Source organism: Gynuella sp. (genome assembly GCF_050297175.1).
GTDB lineage: Bacteria > Pseudomonadota > Gammaproteobacteria > Pseudomonadales > Natronospirillaceae > Gynuella.
Window position 1 is genome coordinate 1 of sequence record NZ_JBNKSF010000059.1, and the last position, 12,305, is coordinate 12,305.

12 protein-coding genes and 1 rRNA gene are annotated in these 12,305 nt (G+C 44.5%); all 13 read left to right on the forward strand.

The annotated features are described in order from the left end of the window. A 5S ribosomal RNA gene (gene rrf, locus ACQY6I_RS22210) occupies positions 1–90 on the forward strand; the annotation flags it as partial. A gap of 127 nt (positions 91–217) precedes the next feature. Next, positions 218–496, forward strand: a complete 279-nt coding sequence (locus ACQY6I_RS22215; protein WP_428243735.1) for an FtsB family cell division protein — start codon at positions 218–220, stop codon at positions 494–496. Then, the gene (gene ispD, locus ACQY6I_RS22220; protein WP_428243736.1) at positions 489–1,190 is read left to right on the forward strand and encodes a 2-C-methyl-D-erythritol 4-phosphate cytidylyltransferase; all 702 of its coding nucleotides are present in this window, start codon (positions 489–491) and stop codon (positions 1,188–1,190) included. Before ACQY6I_RS22215 ends, ispD begins: the two co-directional genes overlap by 8 nt. Beyond that, positions 1,190–1,684 carry a 2-C-methyl-D-erythritol 2,4-cyclodiphosphate synthase gene (gene ispF / locus ACQY6I_RS22225; protein WP_428243738.1) on the forward strand — a complete coding sequence of 165 codons (495 nt, stop codon included), beginning with the start codon at positions 1,190–1,192 and terminating at the stop codon, positions 1,682–1,684. Before ispD ends, ispF begins: the two co-directional genes overlap by 1 nt. Then, positions 1,677–2,696 carry a tRNA pseudouridine(13) synthase TruD gene (truD, locus tag ACQY6I_RS22230; RefSeq protein WP_428243739.1) on the forward strand — a complete coding sequence of 340 codons (1,020 nt, stop codon included), beginning with the start codon at positions 1,677–1,679 and terminating at the stop codon, positions 2,694–2,696. The genes ispF and truD overlap by 8 nt, the downstream gene beginning before the upstream one ends. Positions 2,697–2,747: 51 nt before the next feature. Further along, complete coding sequence (locus tag ACQY6I_RS22235; RefSeq protein WP_428243740.1) at positions 2,748–3,398, forward strand: protein-L-isoaspartate(D-aspartate) O-methyltransferase; 651 nt, start codon at positions 2,748–2,750, stop codon at positions 3,396–3,398. Continuing rightward, the gene (locus ACQY6I_RS22240; RefSeq protein ID WP_428243742.1) at positions 3,395–4,282 is read left to right on the forward strand and encodes a DUF368 domain-containing protein; all 888 of its coding nucleotides are present in this window, start codon (positions 3,395–3,397) and stop codon (positions 4,280–4,282) included. Before ACQY6I_RS22235 ends, ACQY6I_RS22240 begins: the two co-directional genes overlap by 4 nt. Positions 4,283–4,384: 102 nt before the next feature. Further along, positions 4,385–4,819 (forward strand): HIT domain-containing protein, encoded by a 435-nt coding sequence (locus ACQY6I_RS22245; protein ID WP_428243743.1) that lies wholly within the window; start codon positions 4,385–4,387, stop codon positions 4,817–4,819. 27 nt (positions 4,820–4,846) lie between these two features. After that, complete coding sequence (locus tag ACQY6I_RS22250) at positions 4,847–5,461, forward strand: DUF924 family protein (RefSeq protein WP_428243744.1); 615 nt, start codon at positions 4,847–4,849, stop codon at positions 5,459–5,461. Between the two features lie 75 nt (positions 5,462–5,536). Beyond that, on the forward strand, positions 5,537–6,001 hold the full coding sequence (locus tag ACQY6I_RS22255; RefSeq protein WP_428243745.1) for a phosphatase PAP2 family protein: 465 nt from the start codon (positions 5,537–5,539) through the stop codon (positions 5,999–6,001). A 77-nt stretch (positions 6,002–6,078) separates the two neighbouring features. Beyond that, positions 6,079–6,597, forward strand: coding sequence for a phosphatase PAP2 family protein (locus tag ACQY6I_RS22260; RefSeq protein ID WP_428243746.1), 519 nt, complete (start codon positions 6,079–6,081; stop codon positions 6,595–6,597). Next, entirely contained in the window at positions 6,594–7,658 is a 1,065-nt protein-coding gene (locus ACQY6I_RS22265) for an MJ1255/VC2487 family glycosyltransferase (protein ID WP_428243747.1), read from the forward strand. The genes ACQY6I_RS22260 and ACQY6I_RS22265 overlap by 4 nt, the downstream gene beginning before the upstream one ends. Positions 7,659–8,019: 361 nt before the next feature. Continuing rightward, positions 8,020–9,606: a transcriptional regulator TyrR gene (gene tyrR, locus ACQY6I_RS22270; RefSeq protein ID WP_428243748.1), complete on the forward strand. Its 1,587-nt coding sequence runs from the start codon at positions 8,020–8,022 to the stop codon at positions 9,604–9,606. Positions 9,607–12,305: the final 2,699 nt, after the last annotated feature.

A 12,305-nucleotide genomic window follows, 5' to 3' on the forward strand; every position in this document is an offset into this window, starting at 1 on the left:
ACCTGATTCCATCCCGAACTCAGTAGTGAAACGACGCATCGCCGATGGTAGTGTGGGGTCTCCCCATGTGAGAGTAGGACATCGTCAGGCATCTAACACAACCCCGGTCTGGGATCAGATCGGGGTTTTTTTATGTCTGTCGTTTTGCTGAGCAGTGGGTGTTTATCCTTGATCAATTGCATTAAGATTGGCGCAGTTTTTTGATAGGACATCCGGGTTGAGCATCAAGTTTCTTTGGACTTTTTTAGTCGTTGTCTTTATTGGTCTGCAATATCGTTTATGGGTTGGTGAGAGAAGCCTGGCTGAGGCGTCTTCGCTAAAGAGCCTTATCGATCTGAAAAAAGCTGAGATAGAGATTCAAAAGAAACAGAATCTGGAGTTGCAGTACCATGTTCAAGCATTGAAAGATGATCCTCAAGCTATTGAAGAGGAGGCCAGGGAAGCTCATGGCTTGGTTAAACCGGATGAAATTCTGATCTTAATTCCTGATGAATAATTCTGAAACCCCTGTTTGGGTAATCTTACCTGCTGCTGGAATTGGATCGCGTATGCGAGCCGAATATCCAAAACAGTATCTGCCTGTTCATGGCAAAATGATCATTGAGTGGACCCTCGAGCTGTTCTTATCTATTCCCTATATTCAAGGAATCGTTGTTAGTGTCAGGCAAGATGATCAGCGTTGGGCTGAATGTAATTATTATCAGGATCCTCGGGTAGTAACCGTTTATGGCGGTAAAGAGAGGTCTGATTCGGTATTGTCAGCAGTCAATTGGGTCTATGAGCATCAGCCCCGTACCGCATGGGTCATGATACACGACGTTGTCCGACCATGTGTTCGCACAGGGGACTTGAACCGCCTTTATACTCGTTGCCTAAACTCAGAACGGTCTGCCATTCTGGCTGTTCCGGTTTCCGATACGGTTAAACATGTACAGCACGATACAATTACCCACACAGTTGATCGCACTGAACTGTGGCAGGCGCAGACTCCACAGATGTTTCCCGTAGAGGCACTGAAGCGTGCGTTTGAGAATGTTATTCACGATGGCCATCCTGTTACCGATGACGCTTCAGTAATGGAGCTTTATGGGCATGTAGTCGATGTCGTAACAGCACATCGTGACAATATCAAGATTACAACACCGGAAGATCTGGAGCTGGTTGAAATGATTTTAGGGAGAGCAAAGTAATGCGCGTGGGCCATGGTTTTGATGTACACCGTTTTGATGAGGAAACCGAACCTGACAAATTTATTGTATTGGGTGGCGTGAAAATTCCCTGTCATGCTGAACTGATTGCTCATTCAGATGGAGATGTTTTAGTGCATGCCATATGTGATGCGGTACTTGGTGCAGCAGCATTGGGAGATATTGGTCGCCATTTTCCGGATACAGATGACGATTATAAGTCTGCAGATAGTCTGCAACTATTGCGACATTGCTGTTCTTTGGTGTCGCAAAAGCAGTTGATGATTGGAAATATAGATTCAACTATTGTTGCTCAAACTCCCAAAATGGCGCCGCATATCGAGAGTATGCGTAAGAATATTGCCGCTTGTGTTCAGTGTGATGTGGATCGGATTAATGTTAAAGCAACCACTACGGAGCATTTGGGGTATACCGGACGAAAAGAAGGTATCGCTGCACACGCAGTGGTTTTACTAGTGGCGGCTGATCATGGCTGATCTTAACTATGATTTTGCTCGGGCACTCTCGCTGGTTGTCGAGCCGGTTGATTTTAAACAGCAACCTGTTGATTTTATTGTCGAAGAAGAGCTTCGTTTCGAGCTTACTGGTGCAGGCGAGCATTTGTATATATTGATTGAGAAGGAACAGCAGAATACCCACTGGTGTGCCAAACAAATTGCCCGGTGGGCAAATGTCCCCAATCGTCATGTTAGTTTCGCTGGTTTGAAAGACCGTCAGGGTGTTACCCGACAATGGTTCAGTATCTGGTTACCAGGAAAACCTGATCCAGAAGGACCTCTTGAGATAGAGGGGGTCAGTGTAATTGATCAACGACGTCATCGTGCTAAGCTGCAGCGTGGAGCTTTGTCATCCAATCGTTTTCATATCGTTTTACGGGGCGTACAGGGTAATCTTGGGGAAATTGAAGAGGGGCTTACCCGTATCGCAGCAAAAGGGGTTCCCAATTATTTTGGTCCTCAACGTTTTGGTGTTGATCATGGAAATGTGACACTTGCTCTGGGTCGCCCGGCACAGGAGTGGTTGGAGCAAAATCGGGCCAATGATATTTACGTTTCAGCGGTTCGCTCTTATCTTTTTAACAGTCTGCTTCACCACAGAATTCTACAAGATAACTGGTCTGTCCCCCAGGTGGGTGAGCCATTGATATTATCGGGCTCTAATAGCTGGTTTGTGGCTGAAGGAACAGACGATGAGTTAATCCGTATTGAACAGGGTGATTGTTCAACATCAGGTGTGATGTACTCCGGGCCGACTGTTTTGGACGAGTCTCCTGCTTTTAGTCTTATAGAGCTTGAGCTGTTGCACTCCTACGCTGAATTGACTGACTGGCTGACACCATTGCAGCTAAAGCCATTGCGTCGACCATTAATCCTAAGGCCTAATCAATTGCAGTGGACATTTTTAGATAACCACACGCTGAGTCTGTCTTTTGGGTTACCTTCCGGTACCTATGCAACTTCAGTATTGCGTGAACTCTTTAGTTTCTAATATTTGGTCAGAATACGGAGATTGAGTGTTTTGAACCTCGAAGGCATTGGAATGACCTCGCGTCGCACCCGGGAGCGGCTTGTTAGTCGGTTGTTGGAAAAGGGAATTGGTAATGTATCTGTTTTGGAAGTTTTTTTGAATACTCCAAGACATTTATTCGTTGATGAGGCCTTGGCCCATAAAGCGTATGAAGATACTGCATTGCCGATCGGGCATGGCCAGACCATATCGCAGCCCTATATTGTTGCCAGAATGACCGAGTTGCTGCTTAGTCATGGAACTCCAGAAAGGGTATTAGAGATTGGTACAGGCAGTGGTTTTCAGACTGCTGTACTGGCGCAGTTGGTACCTGAAGTCTGGTCAGTTGAACGTATATGGCCTTTGCAGCAAAAAGCCCAAAAACTGTTGTCAGTACTCGAACTCACCAACATCCATTTACGTTTCGCTGATGGTGGGTTCGGTTGGGAAGACGCTGCTCCATATGACGGTATTATTACGACATGTGCCCCTGAATCAGTCCCTGATAGTTTATTGCAGCAACTTAACCCGGAAGGTGGCAGGCTTGTAATCCCAGTTGGTGAAAGTGAGCAGTCTCTATACTTAATTATTCGTGATGGCGATAACTTTCAGCGAGAAAAAGTCGAAGTCGTTAAGTTTGTGCCATTGCTCAACGGAACAATCAACAAGGATATAGGTGAATGATGCAATATCTTGGTGTCTTTTTAAAAGGTTTTTGCATGGGCGGCGCGGACATCGTTCCAGGCGTTTCAGGTGGAACCATTGCGCTAATCACCGGAATTTATCAACGTTTGCTGAAGGCTTTGAGTAGTTTTGATCTGGTAGCGCTCAGACTATTGTTCCAAGGGCGGTTCAAGTCTTTACTGGAACATGTGGATGCCGCCTTTCTTGCATCTTTGTTGTCAGGAATGCTCTTGGCAGTGGTAACGATGGCCAATATTTTGTCATATCTTTTAGCAAACTACAGTCCGGTTGTCTGGGGATTTTTCAGTGGGTTGGTGTTGGCCTCCACCATTTTTCTTGTTCGTGGACACGTGCAATGGCGGCTGTCTTTTTGGTTGCCGTTTTGTTGTGGGATGGTATTGCCTGTTGTGCTGGCATTGGCTCAGCCAAGTCATATAGAACCAACTTGGCCAATTGTGTTTTTTTCGGCAGTGTTGGCGATTTGTGCCATGGTTTTACCCGGTATTTCCGGAAGTTTTATCCTGCTAATGCTCGGTATGTATGAACATGTCCTGCGAGCTGTCAGAGAACTGGATATATTGTTTTTAATCGTCTTTATGACAGGTTGTGCAGTCGGTATTTTGTCATTCTCCAGGCTGATTTCTTTCCTGTTGGAAAAATACACTGCGTCGGTGATGGCAGTGCTTACCGGTATTCTGGCTGGTTCAATGCTGAAACTCTGGCCATGGCAGTTTGAGGGACGGTTTTTGTCACCGGCAGATTATAGCCAGGCTCACTCAACTCAGAATTTTCTCTATATAACTGTTTTAGCCTGGTTAATGGGGATGGTTGTGATTCTGTTGTCACAGAGATTGCTAGAGCGAAATGAAAAAAACATTGACTAAATAATCGCAAGTCATTCTTTGGCAAATAGTGGTGATAAATATTCATTGTATGCTTCTGTAAACATATACTTGTGCTTCATTATTAATAATAAGAATGTGGTTATGTTTGAATTGGACGAAAGATTACAGTCGGATTGCCTTGACCTCGGGCAGTTGAATTTATGCAAGGTTCTGCTGCTGAAAGATGCTAACTATCCTTGGGTTATTCTGGTTCCGATGCGGGATGATATAAAAGAAATATATGATCTCGACGAGCTTGATCAGGAACAACTGGTATGGGAGTCCTCCTTTGTTTCCAAAGCGTTGGCAAAGTGTTTTGATGCAGACAAAATGAATGTCGCAGCATTAGGTAACGTTGTCTCTCAATGCCATATTCATCATGTAGCCAGAACCATTGATGATCCTGCATGGCCAAATCCGGTTTGGGGGGCAGTGCCTCCTCGTGGTTATACCCGTGAACAATTGATTAGCCGCGGTAAGGAAATACAGGAAGCATTGAAAACATCCGTTTTCATTCCGGCCAATCTGGAGAACTGATGTGATGTTGGAAGAATTTCAGGCTGTATGGAACATGTAGTAGACGATATTCTGTCCTTTTGGCTGGGACCTCTGGATAACGAGGGCCTGGCTAATCTGCAGAAACAGCGTCGTTGGTGGCTTTCAAGTTCAGCATTTGATCAGGAAATCGATACTCTGTTTGCTGGACTATTACAAAACGCTGAAAACGGGATGTTACTTGATTGGTTGAATTCGGCGGACAGTTGTTTGGCATATATTATTTTGACAGACCAGTTCAGCCGCAACATATACCGCCATACTAACAGAGCATTTAGAAATGATGGTCTTGCGCAAGCGGCTACCCATCATGCTCTTAAGAATAACTATTTAAAAATATTGCCCGTCGCAGGACGGTGTTTTTGCTTAATGCCGTTGATGCATAGTGAATGTTTGGAAGATCACAAAACGCTTGAGCAGATTTTAAATCAACAAACCAAAGAAGTTGGTTTGTCTAATGGCGTTGTTCGGTTTTGGTCTGGAATCACTAATTCTGCACAGGAACATCGCGCTATTATTGAGCGTTTCGGTCGCTATCCTTACAGAAATGAGGTGTTGCAGCGACAGAGCACGGCTAGGGAGCTTGAATACCTTAAGCAAAATGGCAGTCGGTTTGGACAATAGATTGAGGTAAGCGATATTAAGATTTTACATAATATACACGCGTTGGATGTTATCTTTTTTAACTGGCTAATGTCATTGCCGTCGCAAAATACCCAGGCAAAATGGTTGCGCAAAATTTCCTGGACAGGTGATGGATATGTACCCATTGCCTTTGGAGTGTATTTACTTTATTCCCATCAGTATGGATGGGCGAAACTCATTGGGCTCGGTTATCTACTGGAGCGCGGATTTTATTTTTCATGCAAGTATGGGTTTCGTAGAAAGCGTCCGGCTAATGCCATCGGGGATGTTGAGACTTATATCAAACCTGCAGATCAATACAGCTTTCCCAGTGGTCATACCTCTGCGGCGTTTTTATTCGCCAGTATCGTGGCCGGATATTGGGGTGTCGGCTGGATGTTCTTACCTGTCGTAATATGGGCTGCGCTTGTGGCTTTCTCGCGGATGATCATGGGGCTGCATTTTTTGTCGGATCTTCTGTTTGGTGTATTGGTTGGTAACGCCTGTTACTGGATTGCACGAGTGATTGTGCTGTCATAAAAAATTCACTGAAATTCAATACTACTGAAATTCACTTCCCATAGTGTCAGCTCAATCAGGAGCTATGGGATAAATGAATGAATCTTCTGCACAATATTCATGAACTGGACGTTGTAACCTTTCACTGGTGTATGGCTCGTCGGCACCGGGAGTTGCTTACCCGGACAGGCCGGCTCATTTCCAGAACCGCTGATGGCCCGTTATATGCGGTTTTCGGATTACTCATGGTTTATCTCGGATATCAGGCCTGGGGTTTGGCGCTGGCGTTGAGCTTTGCCGTCGAGAGACCGATATATTTTGTGTTAAAGAATGGTTTTAAGAGAAACAGACCTGCTGCAGCGTTATCGGATTTCCGGAGTTTCATTCAACCTTCAGACCAGTTCTCCTTTCCCTCCGGCCATACATCAGGGGCGTTTGTTTTTGCCTGTTTTATCAGTCAGGTTTTTCCCCAATGGAGCGTATTGATTTATCTTTGGGCTTTGAGTGTCGGTTTGTCGAGGATTTTTCTGGGAGTGCATTTTCCAACCGATACTGTCATGGGCGCATTTTTAGGAAGCAGTTGTGCAATATTGGCCATGGGAGTTTTGCTGCCATGAAAATTTTATATGGTGTGCAGGCAACGGGTAATGGTCACATTACCCGTGCCAGAGCAATGGCGCCGTTATTGAAAGCATCAGGCCTTGATGTTTCCTATCTGTTCTCGGGACGTGCTCGGGAAGATTTGTTTGATATGGAAGAGTTTGGCGATTTCCAGGTACGGGAAGGACTGACCTTTATCACCCGTGATGGCTGTTTGAAAATTGGTGAAAGTTTCAAGCAGGCATCACTGAAAAATTTGTTTCGCGATATCCGGGAACTGGATCTTTCCAGTTACGATATGGTGATTTCTGATTATGAACCTGTCACCGCCTGGGCCGCCAGATTGCAGTCGCGAAAATGTTTAGGGCTGGGGCATCAGTATGCATTTGGCCATCGTGTTCCACGTTATCGGATCGATATTCCGGGCCAGTTGGTTTTGCGGTGGTTTGCTCCGGCTCAAATGCGCCTCGGAGTTCATTGGCATCACTTCAACAATCCGATTTTGCCTCCAATCATTCATATCGAAGATAACCCCCCGGTACCGGATTCTCGTAAAGTTCTGGTGTATCTGCCATTCGAGAACTCTTTCAATGTATTGAATCTGCTCAAGAAGGTGACGGATTATGAATTTCATATGCATTGCAAAGATATTCGGCCGGGTGTGTATGGAGCTGTAACCGTACATCCATTTAGCCGCTCTGGTTTTCAGGCGAATCTACAGCAAGCCGAATCAGTGCTATGTAATGCCGGGTTTGAGCTGGTGTCTGAAGCCCTGAACATGGGAAAGCGCATCATGGTTAAACCCTTAAAAGGTCAGGTTGAGCAGAAATCCAATGCCAAAGCCCTACAGCAGCTTAATCTTGCCTGGACCTGTTCCCATTTATCTGTTCAGAGCATAGATCAATGGTTAAGAGGAGGGGAGGTGGTACGTATTCAGTATCCAGATGTTGCTGCAGCAATCGTCCAATGGCTGCAGGAAGGCGCTGTGAGACCAATTTCTGAATTAAGTGAACAGCTCTGGAATGAAGTGGGAAGTCATGACCGTACTGGATTATTCTTGAAATCGATGGTTGCCTGAAAACCAGCTGATATAAATAGTCATCTTTTACAGGAATGAGACAAGTATTTTATCGAATGCGGCAATTGACCAGCCGGTCAGTTGACGTACACCTCAATACCCAACAAACTGCTCCGTCTGTGTAAAGAGTTGATTACAGGCGAGGGGCGACACCGAAACCAACGTTAATCTACTACTGAAAAACGCTCTTTTGTGAGAGAGTGGTTTTTCAGATATTTGGCGAAATTGCCAGATTTTTCCTGCCTGTTTTACTAAGTCCTGAATAAGTCCGTTCGCAGTTTTTGTGAAATTGTTTCTATTCCTGGTATTTTTCTGGATATCGGAGTGTAAGTTTATAATTACGAATAACAACGGTTGAGCGATGCGTTTACAAGTCCTATGTGAAAACAGAATGGGTATAGCCCATGAAATACTGGATGTTCTGGTGCAATATAAAATTGACTTGACCGGAATTGAAACAGGTCCTGATGGTCAGATCTATCTGCATATCCCCAATCTTGAGTTCGAAAAATTTCAGGATTTGATGCCAAATATTCGGAAGGTGGGGGGCGTGACGGATGTTTCCACCATTGCCTACATGCCTCAGGAGCGCGAACGGCAGGAGTTGTTAACGCTGGTCAGAACTTTGCCGGAACCTATCATTTCGATTGACGCACGTGGCCATATTATTGTTGCCAACTATGCGGCCAAGCGTATATTCAAGCTCAGTGATGAAGAAATCAAAGATCGTCCTCTTAAACAATGGATTAAAGGGTTCAACATTAACAAATGGTTAAACCAGGAGAGTTGGGAACCCCAAACAACCTACATCCAGCTGAAAAACCATACCTACTTGTGTGACATAATGCCGATTAGTTTGCCTGAAGCTTCTGATGAGGAAGCTGTGATGGCTGGCGCCGTACTCACCTTTAAGTCGCCATCGCGCCTTGGCAAGCAGATGATCGCGTTTAACCAGACGGCTGGTGAGTTCGACATGATCATCAGTGAAAGTCCACTTATGAAAAAGCTGATCCGCCAAGCCAAAAAAATGAGTCAGTTGGATGCCCCGGTTCTGATAACCGGGGCAACCGGAACGGGTAAAAACCTTCTCGCCAAGGCTTGTCATCAGCATAGTTTGCGCAGAGATAAGCCTTTTTTGACACTTAATTGTGGCAGCTTGCCAAAAGAGGTCGCTGAAAGTGAGTTGTTTGGACAGACAGAAGGAGCGTTTGAAGGAGCCAGGGAGAGCAAAGGAATATTTGAGCAAGCTGAAGGAGGGACGGTGTTTCTGGATGAAATCGGCGAACTGGATCTTTCCCTTCAGACAAAGTTTCTCGGGCTGTTGCAAAATGGACGTTTTCGAAAAGTAGGAGCAGAACAGGAGGTACGGGTAGACGTTCGTATCATTTGTTCAAGCCAGCAGAACCTGGTAAAAAAATGCCAACAGGGTACCTTTCGTCAGGACCTTTATTATCGGTTGGACGTATTGTCCCTTGAGCTCCCTGCTTTACGGGATCGTCCGCTGGATATTCTGCCGCTGGCCGAACATTTTATTGCCCGTTTTTCTGAGCCTCAGAAAAAATTCTTTACCCTTTCCAAGCCTTGCCAGAATCTGTTAACCCAATATCAGTGGCCAGGTAACGTACGTCAGCTTGAAAATACCTTATTCAAAGCAGTTACTTTGTTAGAGGGAGACGTCATGGAGCCGGAAGACATACAGCTCCCAGAAAATGATGTTTCATTTTCGTCTTTTGGATATCGACTCGATGAAAATTTTTCGGGGTCTTTGGACGAGGCTGTCAAAAAATTTGAATCCGAAATCCTTCGACGTTTATATCCAGCCTATCCCAGTTCACGTTTATTAGGGCGAAAATTGGGGATTTCACATACTGCGATTGCCAATAAGCTGCGTGATTATGGGATAAGAAGAGCATCTGATAAAAACAAGAATGGGGAAGTGAGCTGTTAGGGACAAGGGCGTTTGAAAAATGACCTGTTTGCCCTGGGGTGTCGTTGGCTCTTTCCAGAGTCGAAAACCCGCACTCATGCAATTCAGTCAATTTGAGGTTCTTTGAGTGGGTGCTTGCTACTAACCCACAGTTCAGAATATCGGATATAGTGTCCTAAATAAAAACGCGATTCAGATGAACAGCCAACAGACATTGGCGGCACGTTTGAATCTTGTCATATTAGCCACTCATTCTTCGAGAAGCTCGCCAGAACGCCACATCTGGGTTGCAGCCCCGCCATTGCCTGCGAGCTGCGCCTTGTTGTGGCGCTCTGGCGGTGCTTTCTTAATACATGTCTTATTCAGGACACTACACTAGCTTCATAAGCGTGGGATGATTCGAGCCGAGACTGTTGAAATCGTGAGTATCCATGCAGATACCGTTGGTCGGCGTCTAAAGCCTGACGCAAAACATCTCGAGGTCGATCAGAGAGGTCGAAAAACGGACAAAGCACGCTGCTCGACGACTGATCGCGAAAAACAGATTCAATCCAGCACCATCGACAAAACGCCAGACCCATTGAATATGACCTGGTATGGAGTCCTGACTAAAACCTATTTTTCAGAGGTCCCTTAGAAAACAGCTGCAGGGGGGGGCTCGAAGGGTGGGACGGAGGCTGCAGTAAATGTACCCGCTTGCAAACTGAATTCAGCAGCCCACCTGAATATGCGATTTATTTGAGACACTACACTACTACGTCTTGCGGACGCGTAAAACGCTTGAGGAGTTGTATCTTTAATTGCCTTGCCAGGCTTTAATGACTCACTCTTCCACCTGATGAGTCCGATTTGCCTGTTTTGACAGTCAGCCAAACGTCTCCTGAGCAGAGTGACGGAACGGCGTCTGTTGTAAGTCCAATTCATTCAACCAAAGCTCTGACTACTCCAATGGCTCGGACCCGCATCCCGCTTTATGCATTTTTCATTGAGCCAAAAACATGCGCTACCCGTGCCTGCCTTATCGATTTCTTCAGGCTTGTGACCTACTGCCTGTTCGTCAACGGTTGGTTGCGTTTTTCTTCTTTGATGTATCTGATTTCGAGACCCCATGGCATGGTACACACTGTTTACCCTCTCGTCTTTAGCGCTATTTTCCGTCAATCCCTCATCGCGTCTGTCGAGGTCTCCTCACATGCCTAAATCAGCTTGTGTTCATGGTCGTTTTTAAAGCCATAATACGAGTGGTCATGTTTCTTGGCCGGCCAGTATCGACAATCTGACGTTTACGAGCCCCCTGATCTGCAATTGCCCTTCAAAATTATAAACTGATCTTTGATGATATTGGTTCTGGTTAACTGTTCCCTAAACAACCATTATGGTTTTGGCATCTGTGAATATTAATGGGAAACAGACGCGCTAGAAAACCGATCATTCGGTTGCAGAAGTGACGGATGGTAAAACAGTCAAATTATCGCAGATCAACCCCCGGGTACATCTTGGCACATGATATCAATCTCGATAGAAGCCTTTTGCAAACTATGAACGGCCGAATGTAAGAGCGCAATTGACCCTCCAAGGTATTTATGGTCTGGTAAATAGGCGGTGCTCATAATTGTGTTTTTAACGGTTACATCACCAATTAGATTTTCTCTTATGAGTCTGCCGGTGCCAAGCCTGTTGCGTTGTTAAATTGATCTTCTCCTACCAAAGTGCGATAGAGGAATAAAATGCCTTTATAGTTAATTATGGGATCAATTGATAAGTATTAGAATGATAAATATTTAGAGTTTGATCTGTTGTTTGTATTTTCGAAGGCTCGTTTGTGTGTATAAAGCGCAAATATTGATCAACTATTGCCGGGCAATCAATTATGCCGGGTTAACAATTTTAGTCATGGAACAAAACGGTGTTTTGATAAGTGTTGTCAGGTTCATGTAAGGGTTAATGCCCGACAGGTTTTAGCATTTCTGTCCTGACTACTAAAACAGCAGTGATGATAAATAAGGTTTTCATTAAGGTAAATTTTATAACGGATAAGGTAATAAACAGGTATCGTTTTTTATGATATGTTGCCAAAAAAATACACTAAAAATACGTTGGATTGCATATTAATGTTCGCAAAAATAAAACACGAATGGCTTCTTTAATATTTAATTATACGACAAAAAATGACATGCATAATGTTGTTTTTATGCGCGCATTACGTTTCTTATAACCCTGTTGTTTTGTGAAAAATTGTCCTGCTGATTGATAAGGGTTTATCAGGAATTCTGTTTTTCAGGATCATATTTTTCTAGTAATCAAAAAATTACTGATTCCACTTAATCTGGAGTTTTCTATTAACCCCCGAAAGCATTTATGTCGGGTTAATAATGTAATTCGGGGAGGCATCAAGGTGTCGGGCTATCCCAATGGCCTTAGCTAAAGCGAGCCTCGAGAAATTAAGGTGTTTCACACAACACCCAGGTTTTTCGTTGGTGATAGTGAAAGGGGTCATTGGTTGTCGGATTAATCGTTTGAGGCGAAAAACTCAAATTGCTTAACCAGGCTGAGGGGCGACTTACATTTCGTATGCTTTCTGACATGTTTTCGAGAAAATGTTTGATCGTGCCGCAAAAATTCAGGTTTATTTGAAATTGTATCTGAAAGATAGAATCTATAAAAGGTGTTGTATTTGACAGAAATTATTCTGAAATTACCCTCCGGAAAACTGCGATTGT